This window comes from Bartonella sp. AA9NXGY (assembly GCF_042196845.1).
GTDB lineage: Bacteria > Pseudomonadota > Alphaproteobacteria > Rhizobiales > Rhizobiaceae > Bartonella.
Genome location: NZ_JBHIRB010000003.1, coordinates 144,416 through 161,576 on the forward strand (window position 1 = coordinate 144,416; position 17,161 = coordinate 161,576).

Below are 17,161 nucleotides of genomic sequence, written 5' to 3' on the forward strand. Positions count from 1 at the left end.
TATGTTAGATGTCCCAACGTCTATGTAACCACATCCATTGTCCAGGATATTCACGGACCCAAGATTCAACAATATCATTTAATTTTTGCGTAGAAGCAGCTATATCGATATCATTTTTTTCATCACGTGGAAGTTCTACATGTTCATATAACTCTAAACGATGACGTCCACTAGGCAAACGAATACAACGTGCTGGATAAATATCACAGTCATATTGTCGAGCAAGTTTTATAATTAAGGGGTTTGTTTTAAGAGGTCTGTTAAAAAATGTTCCCATGATACCGCGGCGAAATTTTTGATCAACGAGCATACCAACATTTTCACCTTCTTCTAATTTGGCTGCTAATGCCCATGCTGCTCCGGCCTTGGAGGGAACAAGGTGTCCCATAGAAGTTTGTCGTGCTTTAAGGATTCGTTTGGCAACATAGGGATTATTGGGTGGTCTAAATAATACCGTAACATTAAGATCAAAACTTTGTGCACAAATAGGCAGAAGTTCAAAATTTCCAGTATGTGCGGTGAAAAAAATATGTGGTTTTTTTTCATTTTTTAATCGCTCAAATATTTCAGTGCCTTTAACCTCAATGAAACCTGGCTCGTCTGCATGAGGATCAAAATCAAAAATTTTATCAAGAAAAATATATTCGGCTAGGAAACGTCCTATATTTTCCCACATTTCTATTGCAATCGCACGGAGTTCTTGCTCTGTTTTTTCTGGATATGCACTCCTAAGGTTTGCGAGTGTGATTTGATGACGATGTACAAGGGGACCAATTTTTTTTGCTAACCAAGCAAAAAAAGAAATTCCCATTTTGGCTGGAAAACATTTTAGAATAAATAAAGAACCAAAGAGTAGATATGCCCATAACAAGTAGGATATTTTTTTAGCTATAATTTTAATACGATATATGAGATTTTTAAGAGAAAGCTTCATCATGATTTAATCGATTTTAAGGATAATTTTACCAAAAACATCTCGGCTCTCCATTCGTTTTAGAGCTGTATCAATTTCATCCAGCCCAACAATTGTATCAATGACAGGGTGTACGGCTTTTTGTGCCATTTTTTGCATGGCATTTTTCATATTTTCCATACGGCAGCCAAATGAACCGAATATCTTAAGCTGTTGCTGGAATAATTGCATGAGATTTATTGGTGCTGAAACACCAGAGGTAGAACCGCAAATCACTAAGCGTGCTCCTTTTTTCATACATAACAGAGAACCGTTCCATGTATCGACACCAACATGCTCAAAAACAACGTCAACACCTTTTTTTTGGGTTAATTTACGCACTACACCTTCAAAACGATCTTTACGATAATTAATCACATGATCTGCCCCAAGAGAGTGCGCTTTTGCAATTTTTTCATCTGAACCTACAGTTGTGATAACTGTACAGCCCATGTGTTTTGCAAGTTGAATGGCTGCAGAACCAATACCTGAGCCACCAGCCTGTACTAGGATTGTTTCTCCTGCTTGTAGTTTTGCGTTATCGAAAAGCATATGTTCTACGGTACCAAAAGTAATTGGAGCAACTGCTGCTTGCAATTCATCACATTGGGGAGGTGATGGAACTAATAAACGTGCTGGCAAATTGACAAGCTCACACGCAAATCCATCAAGGTGAAAACCATAGACTCCCTTTACATTACTGCAAAGATTATCCCGTCCTTCATGACAAGCTTGGCATACTCCGCAGGTTTGTGCACCATAAATTGAGACAATCTGTCCAAGTTGGAGATGTTCAACGCCATCTCCTATTTGTATAACCTCACCAGAGGCTTCTGCACCAATGATGAGTGGCATTTTTCTTTTCGCAAAAGCCATGCCGCGCCATCCCCATACATCAATATGATTAAGAGCAACGGCTTTTATCCGCACAGTTACTTCACCTGTACTAGGTGAAGATGGCGGGGAAATATTGGTGATTTCAAGCCGACGATCATCGAAGAGTTGCAGTGCACGCATTATCATCCCCCTTAAATATATTATTGGTTAGCGTTATAAAATTTTATTATTACAGGATTATCCTTTATATGCAGTGATAACAAGACTCATATTTTGACCACCAAATCCAAATGAGTTTGACAAAACCGCATTGACACAGGACTTACGGCTATGATGAGGAACAACATCTAAGGGGATAGTAGGGTCAGGATTATCATAATTTATTGTTGGTGGGAGTATTCCCGATTGAATGGTTAAAAGCGAAAAAACCGCTTCTATTGCACCAGCAGCAGTTAATGTATGCCCAATCATTGATTTATTAGAAGAGACAGGAATATGCTCTAAAAGATCACCGAATACTGTTGATAATGCAAGATATTCCATTTTCTCATTTTCAGGTGTTGAAGTTCCGTGGGCATTAATATAGTCAATTTCATTGATGGTTATTTTTGCATCGTTTAAAGCTTTGCGAACGGATTCAATTGCTGGTGATGCATCGGGTTTTGAACGTGTACGGTGAAAGTCATCGGCGGTTTCTCCACAGCCAGCTAAAATTCCTAAAACTGTAGCATTACGGTTTAATGCGCTTTGAAGAGATTCAAGAACAAGAGCGCCTGAGCCTTCTGCCATAACAAAACCATCTCGATCACGGCTAAAGGGTTTTGCTGCTTTTTCTGGAGGCTCATTCTGAGTTGAAAGAGCAGATAGTAACGAAAAACGGATGAGAGATTCTGCTGAAACTGATCCATCTGTCGCAATTATGAGAGCTCGATTTGTTTCTCCCCGTCTAATAGACTCAACACCTAATTGAATTGCTGTTGCACCAGATGCACAGGCAGTGGAAAGTGTAACAGGAAGTCCTTTTGTGCCAAATGTTTTTTGAAGTTTTTCTGCAATTGCACCAAATTGTGTGGCTTCAAAAAGCGTCTCATGGAGTTTATCCTTACAGACTTTAAGAAGATGTGCATAAGAAGGCTCATTATTGAATTCCTCCTCTTGATCAAGACTAAAACGTGCTTTCCATTCAAGTTCAACAGGAGGAGCAGCTAGAAAGAGTGGTCCATTAAATTTTTTTTTATCAATAGCAGCTTGTTCTAAAGCTTCTTCAGCAGAAAGATATGCAAGCTTCTCAGAGAGAGCTGAAGCACCAAGTGTACTTTCTTTAAGAAAATCAATTGTTCCAGCAATATATGTATTTAATCCCTCAACGGGAAAACGTGTTATTTTGTGGATACCACTTACACCACTTGTTAATTTTTGCCAATTTTCATGTTTCCCTTGTCCCAGTGATGTGACAATGCCTGCACCAGTTATTGCTACAAGTGGACGCCCAAAATGATCATGATATTTCACTATAGAAATTCCCCTTCAAACAGCTGTAAGACGCACAATACCTTCAGCTCTTTTTATACCAATAGTTGTAACAAATATTTCACGTACTTCTTTAGAAAAAGGTTTTTCATGAGGACTTAACGCTGGAAAACAATGTTTTTTTTCAATTGAAAGTGCTGCAAGAGCTAGAGCTAGAGGAAATTGTGCTTCCCGCATATAACCAAATAATGTTGTAATGCCACGGTAAGATAGATCAGCATTATCAAGAGCATTTTGTTCTGCTTTTGTTGCTTCGTGAGCTCCTGAGGCTGCTGAAATGGCTAAGGCAGATTTAGCGCCCGCAGTTTTTAACATTGTTGCAATTGAATCTCTAAGTGGAATTTTGGTTCTATCTGTTTGGTCTGTAATAATTTGGCTAATTTCAGCATAAGCACGTGCGTTGCGTTTTTTGGCATGTTCTCCACTTTCAATAACTAGGAAGATCCCACCAGAACCTGCTATGACACCGCCGCCTGGATAGATTCCACGATCCCACACGGGGCTCCATCCATTATGGGTTAAAAGACCACCAAGCTCATGCGCCAACAACATATCATAACTTTGTGCATTATAGGAACTTCCTACAAGAGCATGGGTACTTTGACCTGATTTAATACGAGCTACAGCAATTTGAAGTGCAGAAAGACCACTGCCTTCTTCTCCCATAAATGTACGAGATGATCCAGTGACTTTATGAACAATTGAAATGTTTCCTGCCAAAAGGTTTGAAAGTTGTGCCAAAAATAATGTTGGACGAAGTTCAGTTGAAAGAGCAACATTTAACATAGAAGCATGATCGGCAACAGCGCGCGCTTTAGAAAGAATCTGTGTATCAACAGTAATATCACGTTCTCCCCCACTTGCCGCTACGATCATATCCATTGTTGAAGTGAGTTGTTCATTATTTTTCATGCCGGCATCATCAAGAGCAAGACCAGCCGCATAGGTACCAAGACGCTGCCATGTTCCCATTTGCCGTTGATCACTTTTTTTAGGAATTTGTAAACTCCAATCAATTTCGGGCAATTTATGAACCGTGTAAGGTGAAAAAGTTGTATAATCTAGGTTTGGTGTACGGATTGGATCATTTAAGAGATTCCAATGTTGATCAGTTCCTTCCCCCAGAGAGCTTATGAGACCTATACCAGTGATGAATACAGATTGATCATGCATGGCGAAAAAACTACTCCGCCTGTTTTAAGGCAACGAGATCATCAATTTTTGCACAAAGGTTTTTAAGAACAAAGTATTCTTCTGTTGCAACGGTACCTTCGTTGACTTCTTGTGTCCATTGTTCTAGAGGGACTTTTATTCCAAAAGCTTTATCAATAGCGAAAACAATATCAAGAAAATCAAGACTGTCGATTCCTAAATCGTCAATTGTATGACTCTCAGGTGTAATTGTATTGCGATCAATTTCACTGATTTCTGCAATGATATCAGCAACTTTATCAAACGTGGAAGGCAATGTACGGATTCCTTATTATAGAGTTAGTAAATTCAAAATACATTTAATATTATTCTTCTAGCCTTTTTTCTCTTTAAAAAAAAGACTTAATCCAGAATATAGCTGTCTTTATCTATAGAGAAAAGAGGTTTACAGTACATGAAATACTATATCTCAATATTTAAAAAACTTTGAAATTTTATTGCGCATTTATTTTACGAGACTATTTTTTCTATTGGCAGCAAGGACAGCAAGGGCTGTTATATTAACAACTCCCCGAGAAGTTACTGAAGGTGTTAAGATATGGGCGGGACGTGCTGCCCCGATTAGAATAGGACCAACATGGAGTGCATTTGTGAGGCTTTTAACAGTGTTGAGCGTGATATTGGCTGAATCAAGTGTTGGAAAGACAAGCAAATTAGCTTCACTTTTAAGACGAGAATTAGGAAAAACACGATCACGAAAAACTTTGGAAAGGGCAGCATCAGCATGCATTTCACCATCTGCTTCTAAATCAGGGTGTAATTTGGCAAGAATTTCTGTTGCACGTCGCATTTTACGCGCACTTTCTGTGTTTTTAGAACCAAAGTTTGAGTGTGATAATAAGGCTGCTTTTGGTGTTATTCCAAATGCTTCAACTTCTTGAGCTGCCAACACAGTCATTTCAGCGATTTCTTCTGCAGAAGGATTTTCATTGACGTAAGTATCTGTGAGGAAAAGAGTACGTTGTTGAGAGATAAGCAAACTCATAGCAGAAAAACGGTGAACATGAGGATCAAGACCGATAATTTGTTCAATCAATTCAAGTTGACGTTCAAAGCGTCCTTCTAAGCCGCAAATCATTGCATCTGCTTCTTCACGCATAACGGCAAGGGCAGCAATAGCCGTTGTTGATGTTCTCACTACTGTTTTTGCCATTTCAGGCGTAACACCACGCCTCCCTGTATAATGAAAAAATAAATTAACATAATCACGAAAACGTGGATCATCTTCAGGGTTTGTTAATTCAAAATCTATACCGGGACGAATTCTTAAACCAAAGCGTTTTAATCTTGCTTCTACGACATGTGGACGGCCGATAAGGAGGGGCGTTGCTGTTTGTTCTTCAATGACAACTTGTGCCGCACGAAGGACGCGTTCATCTTCACCATTGGCATAGATGACGCGTTTACGTTTTGCTGTTTTTGCTGCAGCAAAAACAGGTTTCATTGTTAAACCAGAAAGAAAGACAAATCGATTGAGGATATCATAGTAGGCCTCCATATCTTCAATGGGACGAATGGCAACACCAGTTGTCATTGCTGCTTTAGCAACAGCGGGGGCAATACGCAGTATTAAACGCGGATCAAAAGGAGAGGGGATTAGATAGTCTGGTCCAAAATTGGGTGGTTCTTTTGAGTATGCACGTGCTACAACATCTGAAGTTTCTTCACGTGCAAGGGCAGCAATCGCATGAACAGCGGCCATTTTCATTTCTTCATTAATTGCACTAGCACCTACGTCTAATGCACCACGGAAGATATAGGGAAAACAAAGGACATTATTAACTTGATTGGGATAATCAGAGCGTCCTGTGCAGATCATTGCATCTGGTCGTATAGAGCGTGCTTCTTCAGGCATAATTTCTGGTACTGGATTAGCCAGTGCTAAAATGAGTGGATTTTGAGCCATTCTTTTAAGATATTCAGGCTTTAAAACACCACCTGCAGATAGGCCTAGAAAAATATCCGCATCATCAATAATATCAGATAAAGTTCGTGCGTCCGTTTTTTGTGCGTAATTGATTTTCCAACGATCCATAAGGGTCTTGCGACCTTCATAAACAACTCCCTCTAAGTCACTAAGCCAAATATTTTCAACTTTTGCCCCAAGACGAACCAAAAGATTAAGGCAAGCGAGGGCAGCAGCACCTGCACCTGAGGTAACTATTTTTGCATTTTCAATTTTTTTTCCTGAAAGATTTAAGGCATTTAATACAGCTGCAGAAACAATAATGGCAGTTCCATGTTGGTCATCATGAAAAACTGGAATTTTCATTTTAGCACGAAGCTTTTCTTCGATGTCAAAACATTCAGGAGCCTTAATGTCTTCAAGATTAATACCACCAAATGTAGGTTCTAAAGTCGATACCGTTTGTACCATTTGTTCTATATCGGATGCATCAATTTCAATATCAAAGACATCAATATTCGCAAATTTTTTGAATAAAACGGCTTTACCTTCCATAACTGGCTTTGAAGCAAGAGGGCCAATATTTCCTAAACCAAGAACAGCAGTTCCATTGGATATAACAGCGACTAAATTAGAACGGGAGGTATATTGAGCAGCAAGATTAGGATCTTCATGAATTGCAAGACATGGTGCAGCAACACCTGGAGAATAAGCAAGAGCTAAATCACGTTGGTTATCAAGAGGTTTTGTTGCTTGTATTTCCAATTTTCCAGGTTTAGGGTACTGGTGATAAAAAAGTGCGGCACTGTCAAGTTCAGCTTTTGGTGAACTGAAATCACTATTTCGTTCTCTAGACATTTTTATGATATCCAAGTTAGCGTATGTGTATATGAGATGTTCCATCTACGATAAGGTTTTGTCCACTAATAGATCCTCATTTCTCTGAATATCAAAATGCATGAGTATGAGAAAACTCTTCTGGATCGTAAAACCAGTTTGATGATTCTTTTTGTTTGTGTGCATGAATAATTTCATTGATAGAAGCACGATTAGTTTTTTCTTTCCTTAATAAAACGCGTAAAAATTGATTAGTCTACAAACGAATAAAATATTACTAATAATTACATTACCAAGCCATTATTTTTTTTGCAATGCTTACAACTTAAGGAAAGAAAAGAAGAGTGTTTTCTATTAACTTCATCTTCTTTATTTAAATTTCTATAGGGAGGTAGAAGAAATTTTAAATAACAATTTGCAATTTATAAATTATTTTTGCAGCTATTTAAAAGGAAATTGGAACTTTAAAAATGGGAGTTGTTTTGTTTATTATTCAATTGAACTCTTAATAATGCAAACTTTATAATTTATAATGAATCATCTCGTATGTTGAATGAGAAATTTGAATACAATAAGATTCTTTTAGCTCAAACTCATCTAATATAATAAAAAATATTTACTTACATAATTCAAACGAGAGTAATATGTGGATAAAAAACATTAAAAAAAATAAATAGAAGTGTTTCTATGAGCTATTTTAATACAAAAGCATGAATTTTTTTCACAATTAATAAAAATAATTATTACCGATTTTGTACCTTTATGAAACTATGAAAAATAAAGGAGTTAAGAAAAAGATAAGGAAATAGAAAACATGCTTTATCATTCTTAGAATGATACGTTGTTTGATAAGCCATTACGCTTCTTTAGGGTTATTGCTTAGGATATCAAAGAAAACCGCATGCCCAATTATCCCAACCTTTGAAGTACAAAGCTACAGTTGAAAAAAAAGCATTCTATGATGAGCCATTAAAACAACTGGAGAGAGAAAGTGGAAAAAATATCTTTTTCCACTTTCTTATTTGTTATTGGATTCGACCACTTGCATGAGCAAGCATAGTATAAACTTTTCCGGTATCTGATATCAAGTACTTGCGAACTGAGTTGGAAGAGCCAGAACTGCGCGATATATCACGTAAGAGCTTTTCGAAATCTGTAACATATTGATTCACTGAACGTTTAAACCCAAAATCGCTCATATATTTTTTCTTAATCATTTCAAATATTTTTTGTCCATTTAAGGTATAAAGGCGTTCTGTTACGATGTTTTTTTGTCCACGTTGATAATGATCCCATAGCTCAACAATGGCATTGTGATTAATAGCTTGCACTATACCAGAAGCTAATGAATTAAGAGAGCAGTTTGCAGGAGATGGTTTTGTTTGCACTGATGTTAAAACATCATCACTAGGGGGAGCATCATAAAATGTTTCTTCACGTGAAGCTCTTTCTAAGAGATTTGATACCCATTTATTTGGTCTTTTTTTGCTTTGATCTTGTTGCAAAATAGGCTTAGGTGGCACAATCTTTTTAACAGACTCAGTGGAACTGTCACTTTTTTGATTAAACATTGATGATGTAGGAAATGCTGACATTAGCTGTTTTTGTGCGCTCTTTTGATCATTTTGTATAACACTGACTAAATCTTGTAACGCTGTAATCTGTTCATTCAAAGCTGTGCGAATTGTTTGCGTTGTTTCTTTTGTTTTTTCTGGAAGTTTTTTTACATTTTCATTGATATCATTATTAATCTTTGAAAGCTCTAAACGAACTTCATCAGCGGAGCGACGTATATCTTCTGCTGCTTCTGAAAAACGCGTTGATGCTTCACTAACAAGCTTATTAAGTGATTGTTGGAATGAATTTGTGGAGTTACGCGCATTCTTATCAGAGCGTTCAAGTGCTAAGTTGAAGATTTTTTCATAATGCCCAATCATTTGATTAATTTCATGAGACTTTGAAACAAGAGCATCGCTTAATACAGAAAGCGTATTATGTTTTTCTTCAAGTGTTGCACTAAGTGAATTTTCAGACTGTTCAAGAACATGAATAGTTTGGGAAAGTGTCTTTGCATGTTCACCAAAACTGCTCGTTATATGATTAATTTGTTCAAAGGTACTCTTTGAAAGTCCTTGCAGAATTTCAACATTAGTATTGAGCGCTTGATTTGAAGCTGACAAACGCTCTGCTACTTGGTCCGTGTTGCGGAAAAAATTATTCGTACTCTCATTAAACTGCCCATCAATATTTTGAACAACCGATAATAAAACATTACTATTTTCGTGAAAATTGTAAATTGATTGATTCAACTGTGTTAAGATGGATGAGACATTATTAACAAGCTCTTCCTTCATAATCGTTATTGTTTGAAGTGTTTCAGAGTTAGCTTTGGTTAAGCTATTCACTAAAGATTCATTATGTGCATAAATTCTTTGTTCAGCATCTTGTGTGGAAAGAGAGAGTTGTTCACCGATATGCTGTGTTAAAGAATCAATTGATTCTGTCGTATTTTGCGCTGCTTGATTTAAGTGATTTGTAAGCTCTGTTATTTTTCCAACATGTTGTGAAATTTGTGTTGTTGTTTGATTTCCAGCATCTTCCAGACGGCTCGTTACATCAGAGAGCTGATATCCTAAATTATTTTTAAGATTTTGCATAGAGTGATGAAGAACATCACAGCGTTCATTAAGAACTTGTTCTATTGCTGTTGTTGATGTGTGAATAGTTTCATTCAATAATGCTTGTGCATTATGGCTGGCTGTTGCGAAAGCTTCGACAGTATGCGCTGTTTGTTCAGACAGAACTGACAGAACTTTTTCACTGGTATCATAAACAGTTTTTTTGACATTTGATACAATGCGATTGCCTGATTCTGAGAGAATATTTTCTGCTTGTGCAGTAATATTTGTAACAGATGAAAGAATTTGTTCACTCGTAGAAGAAAGAATATCAGAAGCTTTTATAATCTTATTATGCAGGTTATCTGTCACTGTATTAACAGAGTCTTCTAAGGTTACACGCATATTGTCAACACTGCTTTCCAGCGCTTGTTGAATTATCTGACTTTGCTCATTATTAATCATGAGAGACGTTTTTAATGTGTCAGAACGTTCCTCAATAACAGATGTTTGCATATCAATGGCTTCACAGATTTGGCTAAATTTTTCAGATAATGTTTCCTCTAGCGTTGTTGTCCGTTCAAAAATTTTGTGTGCACGATCTTCTAGATCTGTATCGAATGATTCCATACGTGTTTCAAGGGTTTCAAAGAAAACACCACTCGATTGAGAGAGAGTATTCTTTAAAATTTCGGCATGGCTTTCAAGGTTTTTGATATGATCTTGAACCGTTTCAGTAATGTTTTTATTATTGGCGACAATTGCACTCTCAACTAAATCTATTTGTTGTTTCAATGCAACATCGACACGTATATCACTTTTTGCAATGAGATTATGGATTGTTTCCATGCGTTGTTCAAGTGTGCGTGCTTGATCGGCAAGAACTTCATTGAGAGAAAAACTATTAATCGCTAAAGAATCGCGCAGAGCATCGGCACGGATATCAATATTTCTCGCTTGTGCTTCTAAAGCATCTTGGGTTGTATTACAACTTTGTACAATGACATCTTGTAACTTTTCAGTGCATTGAATGATGTTTGTAATATGATTTTCAGCTTGTTTATCAACGACTTGAACATTATCAGCCAAAACTTTTTCAATATGAGAAGTATTTTGGGACAAAACATCAATTTGATTTCTTAATGTATCCGCAATTTTATTTTTCTCGTTATCGAGCATGTCTGCCATAAGAGCTCGTTGATCAGAAAGTTGTACTTTAAAATCTTGTGAACGTTCTTGTATGATATCAACAATGGCATTGTCGACATATTGAATTTCTTCTCTCAGACTTTCCTTACTTTTATCAATTGCAGAAAGAATAGCTTCACGTCCATTTGTAAATGCATGGGTAATGTCTGCTGTTTTTTCTTGGAGGTTCTCATTTATTTTCAAGACATGAGCTTCCAAGAAGTTACCAAGTTTTTCAGCATTATCCTCTAAAGCCTGACTGCGTTCTATAAAGGAATCAATGATGGAATCACTATGTTCTTTAAGAGAAAGATCAACAGTTGCTAAACGTTGTTCAAAGGCTCCAATTGCTTGCGAGGTTACGTTATCAAATTTAGAAGAGAGTTTATGTGCTTGGTCGTCGAGCTTTAAGATCTTCTCATCAAAATTCTGTAGAGATTGATTATTACGATCAATAAGAGCTTTATCCAAGGCTTTAAACTTTTCATCAACAGCGTGCAAAGTTTGATCTGTTACTGCTTGTATATGTGTTGCAATTTTAGCAACATGTACTTCTGCTTTTTCAGCTGTTTCATTAAAAGTTTTTTCTATTTGTTTTTCATTATGATCAAATCGTTTTGCAAAGCCATCGAAGTTTTTTCCTAATTCATGAAAAAATTCCGTGTTTTTCTGCTGAATTTGTGTTGTTGTTTTGTTAAATTTTTCAACAAGCTGATTTGTTACGCCATCACCGGCATAGGAAAGTTTTTCAACGAGGTCTTCGCCTTGTTTTTGTAAAGTTTGAGAAAGGGTTTGTGCAAGCTTTTCAACATTGGTTACAATGTTAGAGGTAACCAAACCAAATTCATCACTCAGTTGTTCTTGGGTTCCTTTAATTGTTGATTGTACGCGATCTGCATGATTCAAAATGGCTATGCGTTCGTTACTCAATTCTTTGATTAATGTGTGAATGCGTGATTCATTCTCAGCATAGGCTTGTTCTAGATTGTGAACTTCACCTTGTATGATTGCTTCAAGTTCAACAGCACGTCCGAGAGTACGTTCAATACCTTCGTTCATTGCCGCTACTTCTTCACGAATGGTTTGCCCTATAGCGATAGCTTGTTTTTCAGATAGATGTTGTGGTTCACTAAGGCGCTGTGCAGCATTGGTCATAAGAAGCGCAATATTATGCAAGTCGTTTGAACGTTTTGTTAATTGAGCAACGCCCCAAGATATAAGGATAGGAATTGCTGTTCCGGCTGCTAAAGCAAGTCCTGTTGGGGAGGTAACAAAAGTGCTGATATTGGATAAGGAGCTGAGTCCGGTAGGTGCGAGCTTGTGCGCAATAAAAGCTCCTCCCGTTGCCCATAAAGCACTAAGCGCTGTTGTATACCAGTAGACTCGAGAGGAAGAACGCTGCTTGAATGGTCCAAAATTTACAGGGGTTGTTATATCATCATTTGCGGGAAGAAGTTTTGTAGGCAATAATGTATTATGAACAGTTCCACCTGAAATATCAGGTGAAGGTTTTGGAGCAAAAAGCTGTTCAACAACGGATTTATCAATAACAGCTTCATCATGAATATTAGAAACAAAAGTTGACGTACCGTTTTCAGCAAAAAATTCTTCTTCTGCCATTGCAATTTTTTGAATCAGATCATCGACATTAACAACATTTTCAGAATTATTGGATGATATCGTTTCAAATCCTGTGTCATCGAAATCAAAGTTCATAGCTTTTGTGAGGGCTTCTTCAACTTCAACTTCAAATGTTTGCAATTTTGTTCTGCGTGCCATACTCGCCTCGTACTCTTACAGCCGGAAAAGGGATACGTCCTCTTCCACATAATTTCTACATACTAGCTGTTAATTATTTAGAAAGGAATATGCTTAGGGAAAAATTTTAAAAACTTATCAAGATAAAGTTAACGCGGTTTCTTGTACCCTGTTTAAAAATGTTATAAAATATAGTAAAAACAATTTATTATTTAAATCTAACTAAAACAAAAATACTGTTTACAACTTGTGTTTATAGAAAGCTTTATAAGCCGGTAGTCTTTGAAATAAGGACAATTTAATAGCGGTTATATATACAGTAAGGTGCGAATGCCTTTCTTTAATATCGATAATCGTTAATAAATGTTGTTGTCCGCTTACTTTTATTGATTCTAAACGAAGCAGATTCATCATCACATATAGTCCGTAATAGCTTAGGATGTATAAAAGTATGCCTTTGAATTGTAAGCTCATAAAAAAGTAAACGTGGAAAAATTTTTAATTTAATATAGCTTTTCGTAAGTTGTACTTTATTATTGTCTTAAAGAGCCGTTTTTTCTCTAATTTCAGTTGTTTGTTGCTGAATTTTTAAGCTTCTACGTTGACAATTGGATATTTTTCAGTCGATATGCATGCACGAATATTTTTATGCAATCTAGATAAAGGTGTAAGAATAATGGCAGAGCGATCACAACACCTGCAAGATGTGTTTTTAAATACGGTGCGTAAGCAAAAAATTTCCCTTACAATTTTTCTTGTCAATGGCGTTAAACTCACGGGTATTGTAACTTCATTTGATAATTTTTGTGTTCTTTTGCGCCGAGATGGACACGCGCAATTGGTTTATAAGCATGCTATTTCTACGATTATGCCTGGACAGCCTGTACAGATGTTTGAGGGTGAAAGTCCTGAGTAAACATATCATTTTAAGATAGACCTCTTATCCCATTTAAAAGTACTTAGATTGCTATGATAAATGAAAATGAGAGATTAGGAGGGGTATTTTCGCAGAATACAGAACAGGTGCGCGCACTTGTTCTGATACCGATTTTTCAAGAAAATAGAAGTGAAAGCTCTTTGAGAGAGTGTTCTATATCTTCTCGTGTTAAAGAATCATTGGGGTTAGCGCGTGCTATAAGGTTAGAAGTTGTTAATTATGAAACGATTAATATTGCAACGCCTCGCTCTGCGACTCTCTTTGGAAAAGGTAAAGTAGATGCGTTAACCTGTTATATAGATGAATATTCTATTGAGCTTGCGATTGTAGATCACTTTTTAACGCCAGTACAGCAGCGTAATTTAGAAAAATTATGGAATTGCAAAGTTATCGATAGAACGGCTTTGATTCTTGAAATTTTTGGGGATCGTGCACGAACAAAAGAAGGAGTTTTGCAAGTAGAGTTAGCGCGTTTGTCCTATCAAAAAGGGAGGCTTGTGCGGAGTTGGACGCACTTGGAAAGGCAACGCGGGGGGCGTGGCTTCCTAGGTGGACCTGGTGAGACGCAAATTGAAGCAGATAGGCGTCTTTTACAAGAGAAAATTATTCGTATTCGCCGCGAATTGCAAACGGTTATTAAAACACGTGCACTTCATAGAGCAAAAAGGAAAAAAACATCTTATCCTGTTGTAGCAATGGTAGGATATACGAATACAGGAAAGTCAACTCTTTTTAACCGTTTAAGCGGTGCAGATGTTTTAGCAAAGAATATGTTATTTGCAACGCTTGATCCGACTTTGCGCAAAGTTGTGCTTCCCCATGGAAAAACTGTTCTTTTGTCTGATACTGTAGGGTTTATTTCTAACTTGCCAACGAATTTGATTGCAGCTTTTAGAGCAACCCTTGAAGAAGTGGTTGAAGCAGATCTCATTCTTCATGTAAGAGATATGTCAGATCTTGATCATCGAGCACATGCCCAAGATGTTTTAGAAGTGCTTTCAAGTCTTGATATCGATATTGATGATATGGAGCATATCATAGAAGTTTGGAATAAGATTGATATGTTAGATGAGCAAGCATTGAATGTTTTACAAACAAGCGCAAAGACGCGATTAAATCCTGCTCTCATGGTATCAGCACTTAAGGGGGATGGACTCGATCAATTATTAAGAGCCATTGAAAAGCGAATTTTTGGAGAGGTGCAAAGCATTGAATATCTTTTACAACCTCATGAAATGTCGCTTATTGATTGGTTTTATGAAAACTCTGCGGAAATAGTGCAAGAAGGGCATGATGATGGGTCTATTACCATTAGAGCGGTTGTTACTTCTGAAGCAAAAAAACAACTAGAGAGCCTCAAAAAAAATATGAATTAAGTTCTTTAAAGCTATTGTTGAACATTTGTGCTTAAATTTTATATTTTTATTATCTCAAAATAATATGACAGCAAGTTAAGAGGATAGTTACTACTTTCTCTTAATAAAACAATATGAAGAAGTATTTTGCTGGTTAAAATAAAGATGAGTCTTACATGTAATAAAAGACTATTCGTACGTACCGTATGGCGAAGCATTTTGATTGTTTTGCTATTACAAATGCTATGTGTATCTTTGATTTGGTTGTATTATTTTGTCCAGCCCCGTGGTTACCAAGCAACTTTAACATTTTCATTATCTGATTCTGTAGGAAAGCCATTACCAATTAAAAAGCAAGACAATGTTATCGCCTTTTTGTTTTCACAGCCTATGTTCTTCAATGATTCGAATTTTTCTTTAAGTGCTTCTTATAAGAAAAAAAATCATGAAAATATCCGTTTATCGCGTCATGGTGATTTTATCGATCTTACTTTTGAAGCCGAGACACTTGAAGCAGCTCAACGTGGGTTGGAAACTTGGTTTTCCGCATTTTCACAAGCAATCATAAAACAGAAACAATTCTTGTTAAATGATAAATTAGAAGACAAACAATATGATAATATTGCAATCCTTAATATCGTGCAGGAATTTCGTAAATCTATTGATTCTTTTATTCAGCGTGGTGTAAAACAAACAGAGCTTTATGATCTTTCGATGCAATTAACGCAAGCAACTTTAAAACGTATTCATTTAACAAGTTTGAATTCAACGATTAACATGATGCGTGAAAATGGGCAGTCTTTACTGTCTTTATCGTTTATTGCAGGCAATTCAGCAATTGCTGCTCTGGAATCTAAACGTGATCTCTTGGAAACACAAAGAGCACATATGGCTGCACAATTAGGGTGGACACATCCTCAAATTAAAGCGATGACTGCAGAATTAGAGACAGTTTCTCATCAATTAAAAAATAAAATTTTACAAATCGTTTATCAAGTTCATTCAGATGAGGTTATTGCAACGGAATTAGAAAAACAGCTTCAAAAAAGGGTGAGTTTTTTTGTAAAAGATCAATCCCAATCTTTGAATGAAATATTTAACGAGTTTGAAAATAAAATAAAAGCAGCAGTCGATGCCCAAAATGAAGCGATGAGCAAGTCTGCTCAACGAAGAGAAAAAATTATTGATTCATATCGGAGATTGAGTGATGATCCTTTTCTCTTACAAAATACAAATATCCACGTGGTCGTGCCAACAACGTTAGCACCAATTTCTTTTATGGCTCTTTATGGAAAAAATATTCTTGTGAGTGCATTGGCCAGTTTCCTTACTCTTTTGCTAGGAATATTGTTATTCTATCCGTGCTTTAAAAGGAAAAAAGACCAAATCTCAGAAGAGGATTTGAGATCAAAAGAAAATGGTCTTAAGAAGAATGAGAGTATTTTAGTCTCTCAAGAAATGAAAAATTTTGAAGCTTTTATTACGATAGAGGGATTATCTGATGTTTTGAAATGGCGTGCTTCAACCATTATTTCAATCATTGGACCAGAAGCTGCACGGACAGCGGCAAAGCTTTCACTTCATCTCACAAAAGAGAACAAAACAATTTTGTTGGTCGATATTTCTGGTCAACAAATAGAGAAAGTCATTGGCCCACATCGCGGACTGAGTGATATTTTAACGGGCAATGCCAAGTTGCATGATGTTATTTACCGTGATTATGATACGGGGGTTGATATTCTTCCTCAGGGGTTAACAAGTGCTATTTCAGCACAAGATTTTTCAAATGATATTTTTCATATATTACAAGAATTTAAAAAAGAATATGATTTTATCATCCTAGAGATGGCAAGCGAACCAAAATATGGGGTTGAGCAATTTGCAGAGCTAACAGACTATTATATTTGTAATACTGTTCTTAATGAACAAGAATGGATGATGCGTATGGTAGACAGCTTTCCAAAGACTGTTTATCGCGTTGTAGCATCATAAGCTTCGTAAAAAAGAAATATGTATCGCATGTTATAGTGG

General features: G+C 36.5%; 10 protein-coding genes. 3 read left to right on the forward strand and 7 right to left on the reverse strand.

Going from position 1 to position 17,161, the window contains the following annotated elements:
* Positions 1-4: 4 nt before the first annotated feature.
* From ACFIM6_RS02815 to ACFIM6_RS02845, 7 genes are all read right to left on the reverse strand, one after another.
* On the reverse strand, positions 5-934 hold the full coding sequence (locus ACFIM6_RS02815; RefSeq protein WP_375611589.1) for a lipid A biosynthesis lauroyl acyltransferase: 930 nt from the start codon (positions 932-934) through the stop codon (positions 5-7).
* Between the two features lie 6 nt (positions 935-940).
* Positions 941-1,969 (reverse strand): zinc-binding dehydrogenase, encoded by a 1,029-nt coding sequence (locus tag ACFIM6_RS02820; protein WP_375611560.1) that lies wholly within the window; start codon positions 1,967-1,969, stop codon positions 941-943.
* 57 nt (positions 1,970-2,026) lie between these two features.
* A complete protein-coding gene (locus ACFIM6_RS02825; protein ID WP_375611561.1) occupies positions 2,027-3,301 on the reverse strand; it encodes a beta-ketoacyl-ACP synthase in 1,275 nt (424 codons plus the stop codon).
* A 15-nt stretch (positions 3,302-3,316) separates the two neighbouring features.
* Positions 3,317-4,492 (reverse strand): beta-ketoacyl-ACP synthase, encoded by a 1,176-nt coding sequence (locus ACFIM6_RS02830; RefSeq protein WP_375611562.1) that lies wholly within the window; start codon positions 4,490-4,492, stop codon positions 3,317-3,319.
* Positions 4,493-4,502: 10 nt separating this feature from the next.
* The gene (locus ACFIM6_RS02835; RefSeq protein WP_005773457.1) at positions 4,503-4,787 is read right to left on the reverse strand and encodes an acyl carrier protein; all 285 of its coding nucleotides are present in this window, start codon (positions 4,785-4,787) and stop codon (positions 4,503-4,505) included.
* A 189-nt stretch (positions 4,788-4,976) separates the two neighbouring features.
* Positions 4,977-7,295, reverse strand: coding sequence for an NADP-dependent malic enzyme (locus tag ACFIM6_RS02840; protein ID WP_375611563.1), 2,319 nt, complete (start codon positions 7,293-7,295; stop codon positions 4,977-4,979).
* Positions 7,296-8,299: 1,004 nt separating this feature from the next.
* Positions 8,300-12,859, reverse strand: a complete 4,560-nt coding sequence (locus tag ACFIM6_RS02845; RefSeq protein ID WP_375611564.1) for a hypothetical protein — start codon at positions 12,857-12,859, stop codon at positions 8,300-8,302.
* Positions 12,860-13,514: 655 nt separating this feature from the next.
* Between ACFIM6_RS02845 and hfq the strand changes: the two genes are divergently transcribed.
* The 3 genes from hfq (at position 13,515) to ACFIM6_RS02860 (ending at position 17,122) form a co-directional block, all read left to right on the forward strand.
* Positions 13,515-13,754 carry an RNA chaperone Hfq gene (gene hfq / locus ACFIM6_RS02850; RefSeq protein ID WP_005773461.1) on the forward strand — a complete coding sequence of 80 codons (240 nt, stop codon included), beginning with the start codon at positions 13,515-13,517 and terminating at the stop codon, positions 13,752-13,754.
* Between the two features lie 53 nt (positions 13,755-13,807).
* The gene (gene hflX, locus ACFIM6_RS02855; RefSeq protein ID WP_375611565.1) at positions 13,808-15,151 is read left to right on the forward strand and encodes a GTPase HflX; all 1,344 of its coding nucleotides are present in this window, start codon (positions 13,808-13,810) and stop codon (positions 15,149-15,151) included.
* 144 nt (positions 15,152-15,295) lie between these two features.
* Positions 15,296-17,122 (forward strand): hypothetical protein, encoded by a 1,827-nt coding sequence (locus ACFIM6_RS02860; RefSeq protein ID WP_375611566.1) that lies wholly within the window; start codon positions 15,296-15,298, stop codon positions 17,120-17,122.
* Positions 17,123-17,161: the final 39 nt, after the last annotated feature.